Source organism: Pseudolabrys sp., assembly GCF_050250095.1.
GTDB lineage: Bacteria > Pseudomonadota > Alphaproteobacteria > Rhizobiales > Xanthobacteraceae > Pseudolabrys.
Window position 1 is genome coordinate 559,942 of record NZ_JBFWPH010000002.1, and the last position, 20,121, is coordinate 580,062.

The window sequence follows — 20,121 nt, forward strand, 5'->3', positions numbered from 1 at the left end:
CGAGGCATGAATGTCGCGCCCGATTTCATGCTCGAAGACGAGGTCCGGGACCCGCTGTGGTTCAAGGATGCGATTATCTATCAGCTTCATGTCAAGGCGTTCGCGGACAGTAACGGCGACGGCGTCGGAGACTTCAACGGCCTGACCGAGCGGCTCGACTATCTGAAGGATCTCGGCGTCACCGCGCTCTGGCTGCTGCCGTTCTATCCGAGCCCGGGCCGCGACGACGGCTACGACATCGCCGACTATGGCGACGTCAACGAGGCCTTCGGCACGATGCGCGACTTCCGGCGGTTCGTGCGGGAAGCGAAGCGCCGTGGCCTGCGGGTCATCACCGAACTGGTCGTCAACCACACCTCGGACCAGCATCCCTGGTTCAAGCGCGCGAAGCGTTCGCCGGCGGGCTCCAGCGCGCGGAATTGGTATGTCTGGAGCGACAGCGACCAGAAGTATTCCGGCACCCGGATCATCTTCACCGACACCGAAAAGTCGAACTGGGCGTGGGACGATGAGGCCGGCGCCTATTATTGGCACCGCTTCTTTTCCCATCAGCCGGACCTGAACTTCGACAATCCGCGCGTCGTGCAGGCCGTGGTGCGGGTGATGAAGCGCTGGCTCGACGCCGGCGTCGACGGCTTTCGTCTCGACGCGGTGCCCTATCTCATCGAGCGCGACGGCACCGGCAACGAGAACCTGCCCGAAACGCACGCCGTCATCCGGACGCTGCGCGCGGAACTCGACGCTTATGCGGAAGGGAAGGTGTTGCTGGCCGAGGCGAATATGTGGCCGGAGGACGTGCAGCAGTATTTCGGCGCCGGCGACGAATGCCACATGGCCTACCATTTCCCGCTGATGCCGCGGATTTACATGGCGATCGCGCAGGAAGACCGCTTTCCGATCACCGACATCGTGCGGCAGACGCCCGATATCCCCGAGAACTGCCAGTGGGCGATGTTCCTGCGCAATCACGACGAACTGACGCTGGAGATGGTGACCGACAAGGAACGGGATTATCTGTGGTCGACCTACGCCTCCGATCACCGGGCGCGCATCAATCTCGGCATCCGGCGGCGGCTCGCGCCGCTGATGGAGAACGACCGGCGCAAGATCGAGTTGATGAACTCGATCCTGATGTCGATGCCCGGAACCCCGATCATCTACTACGGAGACGAGATCGGGATGGGCGACAACATCTATCTCGGCGATCGCAACGGCGTGCGCACGCCGATGCAGTGGACGCCGGATCGCAACGGCGGGTTTTCGCGCGCCGACCCCGCGCGGCTTTTCCTGCCGCCCATCATGGACCCGGTTTACGGCTATGCTTCGGTCAATGTCGAGGCGCAGTCGCGCTCATTGTCGTCGCTGCTGAACTGGACCAAGCGGCTGATCGGTGTCCGCAAGTCCACGAAGGTATTCGGGCGCGGGACGCTGACGCTGGTGCGGCCGGCAAATCGCGGCGTGCTCGCCTATGTCCGCCAACTCGGCGACGAGGCGATCCTGTGCGTCGCCAACCTGTCGCGCGCCGCGCAGGCGGTTGAGCTCGACCTCGGCGCGTGGAAAGGCCGCGTTCCCCAGGAAATGCTTGGCCGTTCGCGGTTTCCCCCGATCGGCGATCTGCCTTATCTGGTGACGCTGCCGCCCTACGGATTCTACTGGTTCATGCTGCATTCGCAGCCGCCGGAGTGGCAGGAGCGTGACCTGCCGCGCGACGTGACCACGCTGGTGATCGGCGACGATATCAACTCGGTGGTTACGGAACGCAATCGCCGCGCCCTGGAACATGAGGTGCTGCCGGGCTTCCTGTCCGAGCGCCGGTGGTTCGGCGAAAAGGGCGGCGGTGTCGGCGTGCGGGTGCAGATGGCCTTGCCTGTCACGCACCGGAACGACCGTTTCATTCTCGCCGTCCTCGAAACGGCGGGCGAGGGGGTGGCGAGCCGCTATCAGCTGCCGATGATGATCCGGTGGCAGCCCCACACGGATATCGAGAACGGCCATATCAAGGTGCTCGCCGCCGTGCGCCGGCTGGCGCGGGAGGGGGCGCTGCTCGATGCGGCCGCCGAGCCGGAATTCATCGCGGCACTGATCGACAAGATCGCTGCGGCCGAAACCGTCGGCGATGGCGCCTGCCAACTCGCATTTCGTCCGACATCGGCCCTGGCGGAGGCGACGCCGGTGACGAGTGTAAAGACGGTCGGCGTCGAGCAGTCGAACACCAGCATGATCGCCGACCGCAACTACGTGGTGAAGGTGCTGCGCAAGGTGACGCCGGGTATCCACCCGGAAATCGAGATTGGCCGGTTCTTCGCCGAACACGCGCCGTTCGCCAACGCGCCGGCGCTGTTGGGCTCCGTCGAATTGATCGAGGACGGGCAGCCGTCGGCGCTCGCCGTGGTGCATCGCTTTGTCGAGAACCAGGGCGATGCCTGGACGGTGATCGGGCAATCGCTCGACCGCCTGATCGACGAGCAGCAGTTGATGCCGGTCGAGACGATCAGCGACACCCCGGAAAGCGAAGCGATGCTGAACCGGATCAGGCAGATCGGCCGGCGAACCGCGGATTTTCATCAGGCCATCGCCAGCCGCGACGACATCGCTGATTTCGCGCCGGAGCCGATCGTCGCCGGGGACATGCAGCGCTGGATCGAGGCGTTGCGCATGCGGGCCAATGCCGTGTTCGCTCTGCTCGACAGGCACCGCGGCTCGTTAGCCGAGGGGATCGGCCAGCAGGCCGAAACGCTGCTCAATGCGCGCGAGGCCATTCTCAAGGCTATCGGCGGTAGCGGAACCATCGCCGCGGATGCGGTGAAAATTCGCCATCACGGCGACTTTCACCTTGGCCAAGTGCTGATGGTCAAGGACGACGCCTATCTGCTGGATTTCGAGGGCGAGCCGCGCCGGTCGCTGGCGGAACGTCGAGGCAAGGCGCCGGCCGCGCGTGACGTCGCGGGCTTCTGCCGGTCGATCGACTACGCGGTCAGCGCCGCGCTCGGCCGCGCCGGCGATCTGCCGCCGGAGGAACGCGCGCGACTCGTGCCGGGCCTGCGGCTGTGGACCCAGCAGCTCATCGACGCCTATTGGGGCAGTTATCGCGAGACGCTGACCGACCGGCGGCTGTGGCCGAAGGACGAGGAGCAGAGCCGGTCGTTGCTCGACTTCTTCCTATTGGAAAAGGCGTTCTACGAAGTCGAATACGAACTGACCAACCGGCCCGACTGGGTCGGCATTCCGGTCGAAGCGACGCTGCGCATCCTGCGCCAGCGGGGAGTGATCGCATGACAAGCCTTCCTGCCGCCGCGCGCAAGATCATGGCCGGACAGCACGCCGATCCGTTCAGCTATCTCGGCCAGCATCATGAGAACGACAACACCGTCGTTCGCGTTTTCCTGCCGAACGCTAGCGCGGTCGCGGTGATCGAGGAAAATGGCGACGAGCGGGTGCTTGATCGTCTGGACGACGCCGGCCTGTTTGCCGGGCCGATCACCGGCCATCAGCATTACCGGTTGAAGGCGCGGTTTGGCGAGGCGGACGTTGAACTCGAGGACCCTTACCGGTTCCAGCCGATCCTGTCGGATTACGATCTCCATCTCCTCAACGAAGGCGATCACTTGCGGCTTTACGACAAGCTCGGCGCGCACCCGATGCGGCTGGACGATGTCGATGGGGTCGGCTTTGTCGTTCTCGCGCCGAACGCGCAGCGGGTCAGCGTGGTTGGCGATTTCAATCAATGGGACGGTCGTCGCCACGCGATGCGCGTGCGCGGCAACGGCTACTGGGAAATTTTCGTCCCCGGCGCCCGCGCCGGCGACAAGTATAAATACGAGATTGTCGCGCGCTCCGGCGAATTGCTGCCGCTCAAGTCCGATCCGGTTGCTTTCGCCGCCGAAATGCGTCCGTCGACGGCCTCGGTTGTCGTGGACGCCGCGGCGATTCCGCAGCCGGCAGCGGCGCGCAACGGCATCAATGCGCTGAGCGCGCCGATGTCGATTTACGAGGTGCATCTGGGCTCGTGGCGTCGCAAGCCGGAGGAGGGCGGCCGCTGGCTGACCTATCGCGAGTTGGCCGAGACGCTGCCGGATTACGTCGCCGGGATGGGCTACACCCATGTGGAACTGCTGCCGGTCTCCGAGCATCCGTTCGATGGCTCCTGGGGCTATCAGCCGACCGGCTTGTTCGCGCCGACCAGCCGGTTCGGTCCGCCTGCCGACTTTGCGCTGCTGGTCGATGCATTCCACCGCCGCGGCATCGGCGTGCTGCTCGACTGGGTGCCGGGTCATTTCCCGGATGATCCGCACGGCCTTGGACGGTTCGATGGAACGGCGCTCTACGAGCACGCGAACCCCGCGCAGGGCCGTCATCTCGACTGGGGCACGCTGATTTACAATTACGGCCGCGTTGAAGTCGCGAACTTCCTGCTGTCGAATGCGCTGTTCTGGCTCCACCGCTACGGCATTGACGGGTTGCGGGTCGATGCGGTCGCATCGATGCTCTATCTCGATTACAGCCGGCCGAGCGGCGGCTGGATCCCGAACCGCTACGGCGGCCGCGAAAACCTCGAAGCGATTGGTTTCCTGCGACGAACCAACGCTGCGGTGTTCGGCGAATTTCCGAATTCGACCACGGCTGCCGAGGAGTCGACAGCGTGGCCGCAAGTGTCGCGCCCGGTCGAGTTCGGCGGTCTCGGCTTCGGCTACAAATGGAACATGGGGTGGATGCACGACACCCTGGATTACATTTCCAAGGACCCGATTCATCGCCGCCATCATCACGGCAATATCCTGTTCGGCCTGCACTACGCCTTCTCGGAGAACTTCATCCTGCCGCTGTCGCACGACGAGGTCGTGCACGGAAAGCGTTCGATCTTCGGCCGGATGCCCGGCGACCGCTGGCAGCGGTTCGCCAATCTGCGCGCCTATTACAGTTTCATGTACGGCCACCCCGGCAAGAAGCTGATGTTCATGGGCGCCGAATTCGGCCAGGACACCGAGTGGAACCACGATGTCAGCCTACCGTGGCATTTGACCGAGCAGGAACCGCATGCCGGTATTCAGCGTCTGGTCCGCGATCTCAACACGCTCTATCGCGACACGCCGGCGCTGCATGAGCTTGATTGCGATCCGGCCGGCTTTGAGTGGTTGGTCACCGACGACGCCGACAACAGCACCTTCGCCTGGCTTCGCAAGGGACGCGACGCCGATGCGCGCTGCGTCGTCATCGTCAACTTCACGCCGCAGGTGCTGCGGGATTATCGCGTGCGCGTGCCCTTCGCCGGGACCTGGCGCGAGGTCTTCAATTCCGATGCCGCTTCTTATGGCGGCGGCAATGTCGGGAACGCGGGGCGCGTGTCGACCGTTGTAACCCCGGACAGCCCGGAGCTTCGACTTGTCATCCCACCGCTTGCTGCCATCTATCTCGTTCCTGAGGTCTGACGGGCCGGCGCGGGCGGGTTCGCCGAACCCGCTGGGCGCGACCTGGGACGGCAAGGGCACGAATTTCGCGCTGTTCTCCGCGCATGCCACCAAGGTCGAGCTGTGCCTGTTCGACCGCAGCGGCCGGCGCGAGGCGGAGCGCATCGCGCTGCCGGAACGGACCGACGACGTCTGGCATGGCTATTGTCCGCATGTCGTGCCGGGACAGCTTTACGGCTACCGCGTTCACGGCCCCTATGAGCCCGCCGCCGGTCATCGCTTCAATCCGCACAAGCTGTTGCTCGACCCTTACGCCAAGAATTTGTCCGGGGAGTTTTCCTGGACCGACGCGCATTTTGCCTATCGGACCGGCCACAGAAGCGAGGATTTGTCGTTCGACCGGCGCGACAACGCGCGCTGGATGCTGAAATCCGTCGTGGTCGACGATGCTCATAGCTGGGGCGCTCAGACACGGCCGCAGACCGCGTGGGAGGACACGTTTATCTATGAGGCTCACGTCAAGGGTCTGACGCGGCAGCACCCCGAGATCGGCGAGCCGTTGCGCGGCACCTATGGCGCGCTCACCGATCCGGCCGTCATCAAGCATCTGCGCATGCTGGGCGTTACCGCGGTCGAGCTGTTGCCGGTGCATGCCTTCATCGACGACCGCTATCTGGTCGACAAGGGCCTCGTGAACTACTGGGGCTACAACACCGTCAATTTTTTCACGCCGGAGCGCCGCTATGCGGTGCGCGATACCATCCGGGAATTCCGCTCGATGGTGGCGGGACTGCATGAAGCCGGTATCGAGGTCATTCTCGACGTCGTCTACAACCACACGGCGGAAGGCAATCACCTCGGGCCGACGTTCTGCTATCGCGGCATCGACAACGCATCGTATTACTGGCTCACGCCGGACGACGCCCGCTATTACGAGAACTACACCGGCACCGGCAACGCGCTGAACCTGTCGCATCCGCGTGTGCTGCAGATGGTGATGGACAGCCTGCGGCGCTGGGTGGAGGTCTATCACGTCGACGGATTTCGCTTCGACCTCGCCAGCACGCTGGGCCGCATTCCGGAATTCGACCGCCGCGGGCCGTTCTTCGCCGCGATCCGGCAGGATCCGGTGCTCGCCGACGTCAAGCTGATCGCCGAGCCGTGGGATATCGGCCTCGGCGGCTATCAGGTCGGCGGTTTTCCCAACGGCTGGTCGGAATGGAATGATGTCTATCGCCAGACGCTGCGCCGCTTCTGGCGCGGCGATCCGGCGTTGCTGGGCGATGTTGCGGGCTGCATGACCGGTTCGGCGCTGCAATTCCAGCATGACGGCCGCAGCCCGCGCGCCAGCATCAATCACGTCACGGTCCATGACGGCTTCACGCTGGCCGATACCGCGATGTACGAGCAGAAGCACAACGAAGCGAACGGCGAGGAGAACCGCGACGGCTCCGACGACAACGCCAGTGCGAACTGGGGCGCCGAAGGCCCGAGCGACGACCCTGCCATTCAGAAACTACGGCGTCAGGTCCGCCGCAACCAGCTGGCCTGCCTGATCGTGGCGCAGGGCGTTCCGCTGATGCTGGCCGGCGACGAGGTCGGCAACAGCCAGCACGGCAACAACAACGCCTATTGCCAGGACAACGAAACCGGCTGGGTGGACTGGAGCCAGGCTGGCGGCGGCGACGACATGAGCCGGTTTGTCGGTGAGTTGACCGAACTGCGCCGCAACTATCCCCAGCTCAAGCCGTATCGCTGGCTCGAGGGCAAGCGCGACGACGGCAGCTACGACATCAAATGGCTGACGCCGTCGGGCAGCGAGATGGCGGAGGAGGACTGGAACTTCGTCGACGGGCGTTTCCTGTCCTATGTCCTCGCGCCGGTCGCGCCCGGCGGACAGCCGCTCTTTCTGGTGCTGAACGCGGCGCAGCAGCCGGTCGAATTCACCTTGCCGGAGTGGCCCGGCGTCGCTCGCTGGGATGTCGTCATCGATACCGGCGAGGACGGCGACCGTATCGACGGCGGCGCGCCGGCCGATACGCGTCAGGCACGGCCGTTGACCGTCGTGATTTTTGCAGGCGCGTCATGACGGCGGCGTTCGGCCCGCGCCTGACGGCGGAGGGCGTGGAGTTTCGCCTGTGGGCTCCCGCCGCGAAGATCGTGGACCTCGTCATCGGCGATGAGGTGATGCCGATGGCGGGTGACGGACACGGATGGTTTGCGCGGGACGTTCCGGGCGCGGGCGGCGGAACGAAATACCGCCTTCGCGTCGATGACGAGCTGACTATTCCCGACCCGGCCTCCCGCTTTCAGCCGCATGACGTCAGCGGTCCGAGCCAGGTTGTCGATCACAAAGCCTACCGGTGGCGTTCGTCCGGCTGGCGCGGCCGCCCGTGGCATGAGGCCAGTGTTCTCGAACTGCATGTCGGCGCGTTCACGCAAGCCGGCACCTTCCGCGCGGCGATCGAGACGCTGGATCATGTCGCGGCAACGGGGCTGACGGCGATCGAACTGATGCCGCTGGCCGATTTTCCCGGCCGCTGGAACTGGGGTTATGACGGCGTGCTGTGGTTCGCGCCGGACAGCGTTTACGGCACACCGGACGACCTCAAGGCGCTGATCGATGCCGCGCACGGGCGCGGGCTGATGGTCTTTCTTGACGTCGTCTACAACCACTTCGGTCCCGAAGGAAATTATCTGCCGCGCATCGCGCCGCAATTCTTTTCCAAAGCGCAGACGCCGTGGGGTGTCGCCATCGACTATGCGCTGCCCGAGGCGCGTGCCTTCGCGGTGGAGAATGCCGTTGCCTGGGTGCGCGACTATCGTTTCGACGGGTTGCGGCTCGATGCCGTTCACGCCATCGCGACGCCCGGCGAGCCGGATATTCTGCACGAGATCAGCGCGATGGTCGGCGACGTCGCTCGCGAGAGCGGCCGGTATATCCATCTCATTCTCGAGAACGACGACAATGCTGCGCGCCTGCTGGCGCCGGACGAGAATCCGCCGCGAGGACGTTATCGCGCACAATGGAACGACGACTATCACCACGCCTGGCATGTATGGCTGACCGGCGAGTCGACCGGATACTACAAGGACTACACCGCGCCGGAGCCTCTGATCGCGCGGACGCTCGCGGAAGGCTTCGTCTATCAGGGCGAGCCGTCGAAACACCGCAACGGCGCGCCGCGCGGCGAGCCGAGCAGGGTACTGCCGCCGCTCGCCTTCGTCGATTTCCTGCAGAACCACGATCAGATCGGAAACCGGGCGCTGGGCGAGCGCCTTGCTGCTCGCGTGCCACCGTCGCAGCTTGAAGCGGCGCTGATCGTGCTGCTGCTCTCGCCGGCGGTCCCGATGCTGTTCATGGGCGACGAGTGGGGCTCGCGGCGTCCGTTTCCGTTCTTCTGCGACTTCACGGGGGATCTCGCGGACGCGGTCCGCAACGGGCGCAAGGCGGAGTTCGCCGAGGCCTATGCCGATCCCGCTCTCGATGTGCCCGATCCGCTGGCGCAGCACACGTTCCGCTCGGCGGTGCTCGACTGGGGCGCGGCGGACGGCGCAGAGGGCCGCCGGCGTTTGCAACTCGTGACGGCGCTGTTGCGGGCCCGCCAGCGGCATATCGTTCCCTTGCTGCCCGAGATCGAGCCGGAGCGCTCAGACGCGAGCTTCACGGACGGTGTGCTCAGGGCACGCTGGCAGACGGCGAGCCGCGCGCTGCATATGGTTGCCGACTTCACCGGAGCCGATCGGGACGAAGTCGCCTGCGAGACGCAGGTATGGGACGAGCGCCGGCCGGATGACGCGCTGCCGTGGTCGGTCACGGTCGGCATCGGGCCGATGTCATGACGAATGCCGTTCCCTGCGCGACCTATCGCCTGCAACTGACGCAGCGGTTCGGCTTTCGCGAGGCGGCGGCGCTTGTTCCGTATCTCAAGTCACTCGGCGTCTCGCATCTGTATGCCTCGCCGTTTCTCGCCGCGCGGCCGGGCTCGACGCATGGCTACGATATCGTCGACCATAACCGCCTGAGCGAAGAACTCGGCGGCGAAGCGGGATTTGAAGCACTGTCGGCCGCGCTCAAGGACGCGGATATCGGCCTCATTCTCGATTTCGTGCCGAACCACATGGGGGTCGGCTATTCCGACAATGCGTGGTGGCTCGACGTCCTCGAATGGGGACAAAAATCGCCGCACGCGCCGTCTTTCGATATCGACTGGCAGGGCTTGCCGTATCGCCACAAGCCGGGGGTGCTGTTGCCGATCCTCGGCCGGCCATACGGCGAGGCGCTTCAGAACGGCGATATCGCGCTCAGGTTCGACGAGACGGCCGGCTCGTTTGCCGCCTGGTATTTCGAGCACAAGCTGCCGATCAATCCTCAGCGTTACGCCGAAATCGTGCGCACGATTGTCGCTGCCGCCGGCGCGGATACCGGGGAGGGCCGCAGGCTGCTGGCCGTCGTCGAGCCTTACCGCGAACGGCAAGCGCCGTCCTGTCGCGATACACCGGCGCTGAAGGCGGCGCTCGCGCAGGCTGATGGCGCCGCATTCATTGCGCGCGGTCTTGCCGCCTACGATGCGCGGACCGAGTCCGGCCGCGCGATGCTGCACCGGCTGCTCGAGCGGCAGGCCTATCATCTCGCCTTCTGGCGCGTTGCGTTTTCGGCCATCAATTACCGGCGCTTTTTCGACATCAACGACCTTGCCGGCGTGCGGCCCGAGCATCCGGCGACCTTCGCCGCCATGCATCGGCTGGTGGCGCGGCTCATCGCCGACGGTGCGTTGCAGGGGTTACGGCTCGATCATGTCGACGGTTTGCGCGATCCCGCGCAATATGTCCGGCGCTTGCGTGAACTGGTGCGGCGTGTGCGCCCGCAGACGCGGGCCGACGGATTTTATGTCGTCGTCGAAAAGATACTCGGACCGCACGAGTCGTTGCCGCCTCTTGGCGACATCGATGGAACGACGGGATACGAACGGCTCAACGTGATTTCCCGCGGGTTGCTCGACGGTGAGGGCGTTGGTGCGCTCGACCGCATCTGGCGTGAATTCAGCGATGACAATCGCCGTTTCGACGACATTGCGCGCGAAGCAAAGGCGCGTGTTCTCGATACCATGCTCGCCAGCGAGTTCACGGTTCTGGCGCGGGCCTTGGGTCGTATCGCCGCCGGGCACGTCAGCACGCGCGATTACACGGTCGGACGTCTGCAGGCGGCATTGCGGTCCTATGTGCTCGAATTTCCGGTCTATCGCACCTATGTCACGGCGACGCGGACTGCCGAGGCGGACCGCAAGCTGATCGATGCAGCAATTGCGCGAACGCGGGCGTCCTGGGGCGGGCCGGACCCCGGCATTTTCGAGTTTTTGCACGGTTGCGTCACCGGCGATCTTGCGCGCGGGCGCGGCTACAGCGCGCCGCGCATCCGGACCTTCGCAACGAAACTGCAACAGTTCACCGGGCCCTTGATGGCGAAGTCGCTCGAGGACACGGCGTTCTATCGCTATCACCGTCTCATCGCGCTCAACGAGGTCGGGGGCGAGCCATCCGCCGGGGCGCTGACGCCCGAGGAGTTTCACGCGGAGCAAACGCGGCTGCTGCGCGAGCAGCGTGACGGCCTCGTGGCAACCGCCACGCACGACACCAAGCGCGGCGAAGACGCCCGCATGCGTATCCTCGCGCTGGCGGAGATTCCCGACGACTGGCGCGAGGCGGTGACCGGATGGGCATCGCTCAACGCGCGGTTCACCCATCAGGTGAACGGCGGCCGCTGGCCGTCCGCGGCGCATGAATACATGCTTTACCAGACGCTGATCGGCGCCTGGCCGGGGCAGCTGCCCGATGCGGGCTTCGTCGAGCGCGTCCAGGCTTTTGCTCTCAAGGCGGTGCGCGAGGGCAAGGAGCAAACCAGTTGGACCAATCCGAACGAGGCCTATGAGCAGGCCGTTGCCCAGTTCGTCGCGTCCATTCTCGACCCGGCGCAGTCTGCGGATTTTATTGCGTCATTGTCGAAACTCGCCGGGCGCACCGCGCTGCTCGGTGCGCTCAACAGCCTGTCACAGACCGCGCTGAAGCTGACGTTGCCGGGAGTTCCGGATATCTTTCAGGGGACCGAGCTGTGGGATCTGTCGATGGTCGATCCCGATAACCGCCGCCCGGTCGATTTCGCGACGCGGCGTTCGTTGCTTGCGGATCGTGCCGATTGGGCCGGATGCGCGCGCGACTGGCGGGACGGCCGCATCAAGTTTGCGCTCATCCGGACATTGCTGGATTTCCGCCGGCGGCACGCCGCGCTGTTCCGCGAGGGCAGTTATACGGGCGTTCCGCTCGATCCCGGCCCGGCATCCGGCATGGCCTTCGCCCGCAAATTCCGTGGCGACCGGCTGCTGGTCGTCGTCGGGCATCATTTCGCGGCGGCGACCGGCGGCGGACGCCGATGGCCGGACTCCTTCGAAATCGCGTTCCGGGAGCGGCTCGACGGTTATCGCGACGTGCTGCGCGACCGGCCGGTCGGCGGACGCACCGTGCGGCTCGACGACCTGCCGGTCGGCGTGTACTGGCGCGGACGCTCGATTTAACGCCCCGACGTCTGCACGACGAGTTGCTTCTCGAGGTCCGCGATCTGCGTTTCGGTGAGGCCGAGCAGATTCTTCAGCGTTGCGGCGGTGTGCTGGCCGAGGAGTGGCGGTGGGTTCTCGTAGGCGATCGGCGTTTCGGAAAACCGGATCGGATTGGCGACCAGCGGCACGGGTCCGGCGGCCGGATGCTCGACCCGCACCACCATCTTGTGGTCCTGAACGTGCGGATCGGCGAACACCTGCTGGAGGTTGTTGATCGGGCCGACCGGAACCGACTGCGCCCGCAGCCGCTCGATCCACTCCGCGGCGGTGCCGGTCAGGAACAGGCCGGACAGGATCGTGATGAGGTCGTCGCGGTTGCGCACGCGGTCCGGGTTGGTCGCAAAACGTATGTCGTCGGACAGGGCAGGCTGACCGAGACCCCGGCACAGCCCGCGGAACAGATTGTCGTTGCCGGCGGCCACCACCACGTCGCCGTCGCTGCAGCGGAACACCTGATAGGGCACGAGGTTCGCATGCGCATTGCCCATGCGCTTCGGCACCCGGTTCGCGATCAGATAGTTCATGTTCATGTTGGCGAGCGCCGCGATCTGCGTATCGAACAGCGACAGGTCGATGTGCTGACCGCGCCCGCCGGCGTCGCGGTGCCGGAGCGCGGCGAGGATCGCGGTCGAGGCATACATGCCCGTCATCAGGTCGGAGAAGGCGACGCCGACCTTTTGCGGCGTGCCGTCCGGCTCGCCGGTGATACTCATCATCCCGCCCATCGCCTGAAAGACGAAATCATAGCCCGGCAATTCGCGGTACGGTCCGGTCTGGCCGAAGCCGGTGATCGAGCAATAGACGAGGCGCGGATTGGTCGCCTGCAGGCTGGCGTGATCGAGTTTGTATTCGGCAAGCTTGCCGACCATGTAGTTCTCGACCAGCACGTCGCAACTCGCCGCGAGCTTCCGGACCAGCTCCTGACCCTGCGGCGTCGCGATGTTGACGGCGACGGACTTCTTGCCGCGGTTGGCGCTGAGAAAATAGGCGGAATCGCTGGTGTCGTCTCCCGCGCGGTCCTTCAGGAACGGCGGGCCGGCGGCGCGCGTCTCGTCGCCCGCGCCGGGACGCTCGATCTTGAGAACCTCGGCGCCGAGATCGGCCAGCAACTGGGTGGCCCACGGGCCGGCCAGCACGCGGGTCAGGTCGAGAACGCGCAGGCCCGCGAGCGGTAAACCCATGTGACGCCTCCGGTCCGCGTGCGTTACGGCGCCGTCATCAGCTCCAGCCAGCGGCGATAGAACGCCCGCTGGTTGGCGTCGTTGTATTTGCGCAGGTGGATTTCGCCCTTGAGTTCGGGATGCTCGGTCTTGCTGTTGAGGCCGAGGCCGTAATGCAGCTTCTGGCGGCGGGTGACGACGCCGACATTGATCTGCGTGGCGTGCTCCCAGTTCTCGCCGTCGTCCATCTCGAACACGCCGGAGGGCGAGAAGGTGCGCATCACGCCCTTGCGGTATTTTTCCTTCAGCTCGTAGCTCAGCGACTTGTTGACCAGAATCCAGGTGTTGATCTCGGTCGTGTGCGGTCCTTTGGGCACCCAGGTGCGGAAGGTGCTGTGGCCCGGCAGGAACGACAGGTTGGGGAAGGTCGTCACGGAGGCGACGGAGCCGACCATGCGCGAGCGCAGCTTGCCGAGACGTTCGGCGACTTCGGCCTCGCGCGACCGCAGATAGTCCACGATATCCTGCTCGCCGAGCGCCATCGCGTTGCCGACCATGTCGAGGCCGAACTGCCAGCCGTGCCCGTTGACGTTGGCGTGAAAGGAGTTCTCCTGATTGATTTTGCCGACCGACTGCCCAAGCATGCCGTAGGCGCCGGAATTATGCGTCCAGGCGGCATGGTAGGAGTCGCCGATGAAGTTCTCGGCCGGGAACTTCCAGTTGCACTGGATGCGCGAGCGGATATTGCCGTCGAGGAATTCGGTGCCGCCGTCCTCGTTGTCGAGCACGATGTCGAGATACCAGCGGAAATCGCCGAGATAATCCTCGAGCGACGGCGCCTGCTCGTCGAAGGTCGCAAAGACCAGCCCCTTGTAGGTTCCGACGCGGGCCGGATGCAGGCCGATGTTCTGCGATGCGAAGCTCGGGCAGGTGTCCTCGTAAAGCTCTTCCGCCGGCATGCCGAGCAGGCGGCCGTCATTGCCGAACGACCAGCCGTGATAATTGCAGGTAAAGCGCCGCGCATTGCCGGCTTCGGCGAAACAGACGCGGTTGCCGCGATGCGGGCACGAATTGAGGAACACGCCGACCTTGTTGTCGCGGCCGCGGCAGACGATCACGGCGTCCTGTCCCATATAGGTGGTGAGGAAATCGCCCGGCTGCGCGATCTGGGATTCGTGGGCGACGAACAGCCAGCAGCGCGCGAAGATCTTTTCCAGCTCGAGCCGGTAGATCGCGTCGTCCCAGAAGATGCGGCGGTCGATCAGTCCGTTCTCGACGTCGACGAGGGTTTCGAGTTCCTTGACGTCGTATGTGGCGTTGCTCAACGACTTGCTGGCCGCATGGGGTGTCGTCGTCATGGCGAATGTCCTCCGCTACGATTGACGTGAAGTTTTGGCGCGTCCGCCGGATTTCTCCTGCGCCTCGCGCACGGACGAGGGAATCTTGAAGACGCCGCTGGCGGTGGCGATGGTGCGGTTGCCGACGCGCAGCCGTCCGGTCGCGAAGGCGAGGGAGCGCGTTTCCTGCGTCACCTCGGCCTCGCCGTAGAGCCAGTCGCCCTTGCGCGCGCTGGACACGAGATTGCAGTTGATCTGCACGGTCGGGCAGATGCCCTCATAGCCGACCACCGCGCTGACGGTGGTGCCGAGCGTGATGTCGAGAACCGTCATCAGCAGCCCGCCGCTCGCGATGTCGAGGCGGTTGACGTGCTCGGGGCCGAGCAGCATTTTCAGCACAGGCCTGTCGCCATCGCTCCGGATGTAAAGCGGCCCGTTCCGGTGGACGAAGCCGCCCGGCTCGCCGAACACTGAAAAACCCGCAAGATCGCTCATTTCGATATTCCCGCCGCTAATCCCGATTTGACTAAAGTGGCCGCACACGAACGCCGCCGTCGCTCATGAAGACTTCGCCGGTGACGGCGCGGCTGTTGTCGCGGCTCGCCAGCAGCACATAAAGTCCGGTGTGATCTTCGGGACGCTGGGCGAAGCCGAGCGGCACCGCGGCCGCGATGCGTGCCTCGACCTCGGCGGCCTTGTCGGCGAGCGAACGCTCCGCCTGGCCGAGCGCCTCCGAGCCGCGCAGATTGGTCAGCGTCCCGCCGGGGCCGACGCCGTTGACGCGCACCGCGGGGGCGAGTTCGCGGGCCAGTTCCCGGATCAAGCCGATCACGCCGTGCTTCACGGTGCTGTAGAGAATACCGCCGCCGCCGGCATAGAGGCTCGCAACGGACGCGGTGAAGATCATGCTGCCGTTGCTTTTCGCGAGAGCCTCGCGCGCCGCCATCGCGGCCAGCATGTAGCCCTTGAGATTGACGGCGAAGATCTCGTCGAACGCGGCGCCGAGCGTCTCGGGATCGTAGCTTTCGAGCGGCCGGCGAAAATCGAAGATGCCGGCATTGCCGACCAGCACGTCGAGCTTGCCGTAGCTTGTGATCGCCCTGGTAACGAGTTCGGTATGCGCGGCCGCGTCGCGAACGTCTCCGGCGACCGCGATGAGGCGGCCGGGGAACTCCGCCGCCAGGGAGGAGAGGCCGCCGATATCACGGTCGAGGATCGCAACGCCGCCGGCGCCTTCGCGCAGATAGCGGCGTGCGACGGCAAGGCCGATGCCGCTCGCACCGCCCGTCACCGCCGCGACATATCCCTCGAGCCATCCCACGCGCGCGTCCTTACACGAAGATGTTGAAGTTCTTGGACAGGATGACCGACTGCGTCACGTAGATCTCGCGGCGCGACAGCCGCAGATGACCTTCGCCGATGCGCCGCAGCCGGTCCTTGCGCCGGGCGATGAACCAGTCTTCCTCGTCCTCGTTGCGGCCGCGCACGACCATGACGACGGAGTGCACCGTATACTCGTCGGTGCGCTCGATCGGATCGACCTGCACGTTCGACACCATGTAGCAGGTGCGGGTCGGCGGATCCTCCGCCCAGGCGGTTTCGTGCAGCGCGCGCGTGACGCGGCGGCGCAGGTTGAACAGGTCGTCGTCGAACAGCGCCATGCGCGTATGCGAGTAGCGCGGCGCCTTGTCCTTGCGAAACCGCGTCTGCACGCCGGGCATCCAGTACTGGATGTCTTCGGTCATGGTGCCGAGCCATTCCTCGTAGCGCTCGTCTTCGAGCAGCCGCACCTCGCGGTAAAGAAACTGCTCGACCTCATAGACGAGGTCGCGCGGCGGCAGGGTCATCGGGCCGCTTAGTTTCGGCTTAACGTGGGCGGGGGTTTCACCGAGATTGACAGCCATAGCAGCACCCCATCGTGGGTCTATGAGTTGTGATCAGCTCTGCGAGCGCAGCGGCGGCCGGGTCCGCGGGCGCGCCTGCGACAGGTCGGCCCAGACCGCGCCATCCTGTACGCTCGCAGGGAAGGTCTTGATCGGGTCCGTCGCCGGAAAACACAGCGCGGCGCCGGTGCGCATGTCGAAGCGTCCGTCATGAACGGGGCAGCAAATCTGGAAGCCCTCGACCCAGCCGCGCACCAGCGAGGCGCTGGCATGCGAGCAGGTATCCTGGGTGACGTAGAATTGCCCCTCGACGTTGAAGACCGCGATCGGCTCCAGTCCGTCGATGCGGACGCGGCGTCCTTCGCCTGCCGGCACCGCGTCGGTTTCGATCAGCCGTGTTAAGCTCTGGTCCATCGCCGCGATCCACAACAATACACAACTGTATGGAATAGGGGGAATGACCCCCATAAGTCAATGCCTTTCGGGCTTTACTGGAGTTGTTTTTTCCATACACATGTGTATAGAAATGGGGAGCGCGGGAGAAAGACATGGCCGATATCGTCGGACTCGTTGCCTTATCGCATTCGCCGTTCTGGGACTTGTCGTTCGACGTTGAGGGCGCGGGCGCGGAGTTCGTGCGCGGCGTCAAGGCGGCGCGCGAGCTGGTGGCCGAAAAAAAACCTGACGCCTTCGTGATCTTCGGCCCCGATCATTTCCGCAATTTCTTCTATGACGTGCTGCCGCCGTTCTGCATCGGCGTGGAAAAGATCACCGGATTCGGCGACTACAAGAGCCCGAAAGGCACGATCCCTACGGCCGAGACGCTCGGCCGCGAGATTTACGCCTCGGTCATCGAGCAGGGTTTCGATCCGGCCTTCTCGCTCAACATGGGTGTCGACCACGGCATCAGCCAGCCTTACGCGGCGCTCGATCAGGGGCGGGACACGCCGGTCGTCGCGGTGATGGTGAACGCCGGCGGCGCGCCGCGGCCGCCGCTGCGCCGCTGCCATGAATTCGGCCAGGCTGTCGGGAAGGCGATCCGCGCATCCGACAAGGCAAAGCGCGTGATGGTGCTCGGCTCCGGCGGTCTGTCGCACTGGGTGCGCCCGGTCTCGGAGGACGATCCGCAGACGCCCGAGGAGATGCGCGACTACGTCATCAACGGGCGCGAGCGTGTCGTCGAATACAGCGCCATGCGCGACGCGAGCCTCGAGGCGCGCAAGACGGAAGACGTGCAGGGGCGCGTCAACGCCGAATGGGACCGCTGGTTCCTCGCGGCGCTCGAAGCGGGCGATCTGAAATCGGTGCTCGCGCTCGATCCACAGAAAATGGAGGAGGCCGCCGGTAACGGCTCGCACGAGGTGCGGGCGTGGCTTGCGGCGATCGGCGCCTGGGGCGGCCCGGTGCGAACGATGTCCTATGAGCCGGTCCCGCGCTGGGTGACCGGCATGGGCTGCATTGCGAGCCGGTAGCGGCGCGCGCCGATTGATCCGATAACCGCCCGCCGGACGAGGCAACCGAACGAAAGACGTGCTGCGACGAAAAACCATACAGAAGTGTACACAAACAATACAGTACTGTATGTAAGCAAACCGCCGGGGGCGGTGGGGGATGGCGCCGGATGAGGGATGGCGATGACCGACGGCGGTGAGTACCGGAGCATCTGGACCCACCTGATGACGACGCCGTTCCGGCAGGACTGGGTGGACGCCGGCGGCATCCGCACGCGGTTTGCCCAGGCCGGCTCGCCGGACCGCCCCGCCGTCGTCATGCTGCATGGCACCGCCGGGACGTGGGAATGCTTCGCCGCCAATCTCGGCGTTCATGCGCAGCATTTTAATTGCTACGCGATCGACATGGTCGGCAGCGGCTTTTCCGACAAGCCCGACAAGGATTACGAAATTCCGGTTTACGTCGATCACGTCCGCGCTTTCATGAAAGCCGTCGGCTTGAAGCGGGCCTCCTTCATCGGCGTGTCGCTCGGCGCATGGGTGGCGTCGCGGCTGGCGGCCGACCATCCGGAGCTTGCCGAGAAGCTCGTGCTGGTGGCGTCGTCGGGAATGCTCGCGAACGCGCAGACGATGGGCTCTATTCGCGGCGCGCGCACCAAGGCGGTCGACGATCCGTCCTGGGCGACGATCAAGTCGCTCTTCAGCAGCTTGATCTACGACGAGAAAAACCGCATCGACGACCTGGTGGCGATCCGGCAGGCGACCTATCGCCAGCCGGAGATGAAGCGGGCGATGGAGCACATTCTCTGCCTGCAGGACCCCGAGATCCGGCCCCGCAATCTGATCCCCGACGATGACTGGCGGAAAATCAAGGCGAGGGTGCTGGCGATCGCGGCGCCCGACGACCGCGAGGAATTCTACAACACGGCGATGCGCATTCGCGAACTGGTGCCGGGCGCGCGAACCGTGGAGATGAAACAGGTGAAGCATTGGGGGCAGTTCGAGAAGCCCGACGAATTCAACAAGATCAGCCTCGCATTCCTGCGGGAAAGCTGACGAAACCATTCGCAAGCGACTGCAAACACGACTGGGAGGATTGACATGAAAAAGATGCTTGGTGCGGCATTGGCCGCCGCCGTTCTGGCGGGTCCGGCCTTTGCTCAGGAACTGACGATCGGTGCGACCGTGACCGCGACCGGCGCGGCGGCGTCGCTGGGTATTCCGGAGAAGAATGCCATCGAGCTGATGCCGAAGATGATCGGCAATACGCCGGTGCGTTACGTCATTCTGGACGACGGCGGCGATCCGGGCCGCGCGGTGCGCAACGCGCGCCAGCTCGTCGAGGAATACAAGGCCGACGTCATTCTCGGCTCGACCACCATCCCGAATTCGCTCGCTATCGGCGAGGTCGCCAACCAGACCAAGACACCGCAGATCGCGATGGCGCCGATCCCGGCCAAGGATTTCGTCTTCTCGCTGCCGCAGACCGCTGATCTGATGGTCGAAGGCCTCGTCGCGCACATGAAGGCGCACAAGGTGAAGAAGGCCGCCTATCTCGGTTTCGCCGACAGTCTCGGCGACCATAATTACGCGGCCTTTCTGAAATTCGCCAAGCCCGCGGGCATCGAGGTCGTGACCAACGAGCGCTATGCGCGCAACGATACCAGCGTGACGGCGCAGGTGCTGCGCGTGATGCAGGCCAAGCCCGATGCGGTCTTCATTAGCGCGTCCGGCACGCCGGCGGCGCTGCCGCAGATCGAGCTGAAGTCGCGCGGCTACAAGGGCCAGAGCTATTTCCTGCATGGCGTCATCAACCGTCCGTTCCTGCGCGTCGGCGGCAAGTCGCTCGAGGGCGCGATCGCGACGGCGGGCCCGTTCTCGGTCGCCAAGGAACTGCCCGACAGCAACCCGATCAAGAAGGGTGCGGTGGAGATGATCAAGGCGTATGACGCCAAGCACGGCGCCGACTCGGCCAATGCCTTCGCGGCCTATGCCTGGGACGGCTTCGAGATCGTCAAGGCCGCGCTGCCGGCGGCGCTCGCCAAGGGCAAGCCGGGGACCGAGGAATTCCGCGTGGCGCTGCGCGAGGCCATCGAGAGCGGCAAGGAAGTTGTCGGTGTCGGCGCGGTCTACAAGATGACCAAGACGAACCACAACGGCCTCGACGATCGCGCGCGGGTTCTTGTTGTCATCAAGGACAACAACTTCCATCCGATCCGCTAGACTGGACTGTGCGCCGCCCCGGACCTCCGGGGCGGCGTTTCATGGTGGATG

At 65.0% G+C, this 20,121-nt stretch carries 14 protein-coding genes; 8 read left to right on the forward strand and 6 right to left on the reverse strand.

Annotated elements, in window-relative coordinates; all coding sequences use genetic code 11:
• The first annotated feature begins 6 nt into the window (after positions 1 to 6).
• The 5 genes from treS to treY are packed head-to-tail and all read left to right on the forward strand — an operon-like array spanning position 7 to position 11,974.
• On the forward strand, positions 7 to 3,276 hold the full coding sequence (gene treS, locus AB7F10_RS07935; protein ID WP_428558855.1) for a maltose alpha-D-glucosyltransferase: 3,270 nt from the start codon (positions 7 to 9) through the stop codon (positions 3,274 to 3,276).
• Positions 3,273 to 5,426 (forward strand): 1,4-alpha-glucan branching protein GlgB, encoded by a 2,154-nt coding sequence (gene glgB / locus AB7F10_RS07940; RefSeq protein WP_428558853.1) that lies wholly within the window; start codon positions 3,273 to 3,275, stop codon positions 5,424 to 5,426. Before treS ends, glgB begins: the two co-directional genes overlap by 4 nt.
• A complete protein-coding gene (gene glgX / locus AB7F10_RS07945) occupies positions 5,380 to 7,494 on the forward strand; it encodes a glycogen debranching protein GlgX (protein WP_428558851.1) in 2,115 nt (704 codons plus the stop codon). The genes glgB and glgX overlap by 47 nt, the downstream gene beginning before the upstream one ends.
• Positions 7,491 to 9,248 (forward strand): malto-oligosyltrehalose trehalohydrolase, encoded by a 1,758-nt coding sequence (treZ, locus tag AB7F10_RS07950; protein ID WP_428558849.1) that lies wholly within the window; start codon positions 7,491 to 7,493, stop codon positions 9,246 to 9,248. Before glgX ends, treZ begins: the two co-directional genes overlap by 4 nt.
• The gene (gene treY, locus AB7F10_RS07955; RefSeq protein WP_428558847.1) at positions 9,245 to 11,974 is read left to right on the forward strand and encodes a malto-oligosyltrehalose synthase; all 2,730 of its coding nucleotides are present in this window, start codon (positions 9,245 to 9,247) and stop codon (positions 11,972 to 11,974) included. Before treZ ends, treY begins: the two co-directional genes overlap by 4 nt.
• Here treY and AB7F10_RS07960 read toward each other — a convergent pair.
• The 6 genes from AB7F10_RS07960 to AB7F10_RS07985 all read right to left on the reverse strand — a co-directional run bounded on the left by AB7F10_RS07960 (position 11,971) and on the right by AB7F10_RS07985 (position 16,810).
• Positions 11,971 to 13,197 (reverse strand): CaiB/BaiF CoA transferase family protein, encoded by a 1,227-nt coding sequence (locus tag AB7F10_RS07960; RefSeq protein ID WP_428558845.1) that lies wholly within the window; start codon positions 13,195 to 13,197, stop codon positions 11,971 to 11,973. The two genes, treY and AB7F10_RS07960, sit on opposite strands and share 4 nt — an antisense overlap.
• Positions 13,198 to 13,220: 23 nt before the next feature.
• On the reverse strand, positions 13,221 to 14,534 hold the full coding sequence (locus AB7F10_RS07965; protein ID WP_428558843.1) for an aromatic ring-hydroxylating oxygenase subunit alpha: 1,314 nt from the start codon (positions 14,532 to 14,534) through the stop codon (positions 13,221 to 13,223).
• A gap of 15 nt (positions 14,535 to 14,549) precedes the next feature.
• On the reverse strand, positions 14,550 to 15,008 hold the full coding sequence (locus AB7F10_RS07970; RefSeq protein WP_428558840.1) for a PaaI family thioesterase: 459 nt from the start codon (positions 15,006 to 15,008) through the stop codon (positions 14,550 to 14,552).
• 31 nt (positions 15,009 to 15,039) lie between these two features.
• Positions 15,040 to 15,834, reverse strand: coding sequence for an SDR family NAD(P)-dependent oxidoreductase (locus AB7F10_RS07975; protein ID WP_428558838.1), 795 nt, complete (start codon positions 15,832 to 15,834; stop codon positions 15,040 to 15,042).
• A 10-nt stretch (positions 15,835 to 15,844) separates the two neighbouring features.
• A complete protein-coding gene (locus AB7F10_RS07980; protein WP_428558835.1) occupies positions 15,845 to 16,360 on the reverse strand; it encodes a 3-phenylpropionate/cinnamic acid dioxygenase subunit beta in 516 nt (171 codons plus the stop codon).
• A gap of 90 nt (positions 16,361 to 16,450) precedes the next feature.
• Positions 16,451 to 16,810, reverse strand: coding sequence for a non-heme iron oxygenase ferredoxin subunit (locus tag AB7F10_RS07985; RefSeq protein WP_428558833.1), 360 nt, complete (start codon positions 16,808 to 16,810; stop codon positions 16,451 to 16,453).
• A gap of 134 nt (positions 16,811 to 16,944) precedes the next feature.
• Here AB7F10_RS07985 and AB7F10_RS07990 point away from each other — a divergent pair, with 134 nt between their 5' ends.
• The 3 genes from AB7F10_RS07990 to AB7F10_RS08000 all read left to right on the forward strand — a co-directional run bounded on the left by AB7F10_RS07990 (position 16,945) and on the right by AB7F10_RS08000 (position 20,070).
• Positions 16,945 to 17,868 (forward strand): hypothetical protein, encoded by a 924-nt coding sequence (locus AB7F10_RS07990; RefSeq protein WP_428558830.1) that lies wholly within the window; start codon positions 16,945 to 16,947, stop codon positions 17,866 to 17,868.
• Between the two features lie 156 nt (positions 17,869 to 18,024).
• Positions 18,025 to 18,903: an alpha/beta fold hydrolase gene (locus tag AB7F10_RS07995; RefSeq protein ID WP_428558828.1), complete on the forward strand. Its 879-nt coding sequence runs from the start codon at positions 18,025 to 18,027 to the stop codon at positions 18,901 to 18,903.
• Positions 18,904 to 18,948: 45 nt separating this feature from the next.
• Complete coding sequence (locus tag AB7F10_RS08000) at positions 18,949 to 20,070, forward strand: ABC transporter substrate-binding protein (protein WP_428558826.1); 1,122 nt, start codon at positions 18,949 to 18,951, stop codon at positions 20,068 to 20,070.
• The last annotated feature ends 51 nt before the right edge of the window (positions 20,071 to 20,121 follow it).

What these genes read in the sequence shown, in the direction of transcription:
- AB7F10_RS07995 (WP_428558828.1), top strand. Translation starts at nt 18,025, where the DNA reads ATGGCGATGACCGACGGCGGTGAGTACCGGAGCATCTGGACCCACCTG.
- AB7F10_RS07960 (WP_428558845.1), bottom strand. Translation starts at nt 13,197, where the DNA reads ATGGGTTTACCGCTCGCGGGCCTGCGCGTTCTCGACCTGACCCGCGTG.
- AB7F10_RS07990 (WP_428558830.1), top strand. Translation starts at nt 16,945, where the DNA reads ATGGCCGATATCGTCGGACTCGTTGCCTTATCGCATTCGCCGTTCTGG.
- treY (WP_428558847.1), top strand. Translation starts at nt 9,245, where the DNA reads ATGACGAATGCCGTTCCCTGCGCGACCTATCGCCTGCAACTGACGCAG.
- treS (WP_428558855.1), top strand. Translation starts at nt 7, where the DNA reads ATGAATGTCGCGCCCGATTTCATGCTCGAAGACGAGGTCCGGGACCCG.
- glgB (WP_428558853.1), top strand. Translation starts at nt 3,273, where the DNA reads ATGACAAGCCTTCCTGCCGCCGCGCGCAAGATCATGGCCGGACAGCAC.
- treZ (WP_428558849.1), top strand. Translation starts at nt 7,491, where the DNA reads ATGACGGCGGCGTTCGGCCCGCGCCTGACGGCGGAGGGCGTGGAGTTT.
- AB7F10_RS07980 (WP_428558835.1), bottom strand. Translation starts at nt 16,360, where the DNA reads ATGACCCTGCCGCCGCGCGACCTCGTCTATGAGGTCGAGCAGTTTCTT.
- AB7F10_RS08000 (WP_428558826.1), top strand. Translation starts at nt 18,949, where the DNA reads ATGAAAAAGATGCTTGGTGCGGCATTGGCCGCCGCCGTTCTGGCGGGT.
- AB7F10_RS07985 (WP_428558833.1), bottom strand. Translation starts at nt 16,810, where the DNA reads ATGGACCAGAGCTTAACACGGCTGATCGAAACCGACGCGGTGCCGGCA.
- AB7F10_RS07965 (WP_428558843.1), bottom strand. Translation starts at nt 14,534, where the DNA reads ATGACGACGACACCCCATGCGGCCAGCAAGTCGTTGAGCAACGCCACA.
- AB7F10_RS07970 (WP_428558840.1), bottom strand. Translation starts at nt 15,008, where the DNA reads ATGAGCGATCTTGCGGGTTTTTCAGTGTTCGGCGAGCCGGGCGGCTTC.